This is a genomic window from Vibrio sp. 1288, assembly GCF_033344475.1.
Genome location: NZ_JAWPOX010000703.1, coordinates 1 through 626 on the forward strand (window position 1 = coordinate 1; position 626 = coordinate 626).

At 48.9% G+C, this 626-nt stretch carries 1 protein-coding gene; it reads left to right on the plus strand.

Going from position 1 to position 626, the window contains the following annotated elements; all coding sequences use genetic code 11:
• A partial coding sequence (locus tag R8O11_RS28880) for a 3-phenylpropionate MFS transporter (protein WP_318195079.1) occupies nucleotides 1–626 on the plus strand: 626 nt, incomplete at both ends.

The window sequence follows — 626 nt, forward strand, 5'->3', positions numbered from 1 at the left end:
TACTTTCTCGGATTCTTTTTTGCGTATGGCGTTTACCTGCCATTTTGGTCGTTGTGGTTTAAAGAACAGGGCGTTTCTTCCACGGACATTGGTTTACTGGTTGGTTTAGGTTTGGCGACACGCTGCGTGGCTAACCTCGTCATTACCCCGCGTGTACACCGAGTTGAACATCTAATGCCAACGTTGCGTTGGTTGAGCTTTGCAGCCCTCATTTTTGTTGGTTTCCACTTTTTTACGGGCGGCAGTTTTTGGCTTATGGCATTGGCAACGGTGTTGTTTAACTTGTGTTGTGGTCCGGTAGTTCCGCTATCAGACGCGATGGCAAACTACTACGCTCGCTTGAAAATGTTGGATTACGGGCGCACGCGTTTGTGGGGTTCTATAGCCTTCATTGCGGGTTCAACGGTGGTGGGTTTCCTTGTCGCAGAATTTGGCTCGGATATGATTCTGTACACCGCGATGGTGGGGGTGTTCTTTTCATTGCTTTTCGCGATGCGTAGCATCAATCCAATGCCTGTCACTCGCGGTGACCAGCATGCTGAACGTCCGAAATTATCCGCACTGCTTACCGATAAATCAGTGGTGAAGTTCTTGGTTTTGGTGTCACTTATCCAAGGTAGCCATGC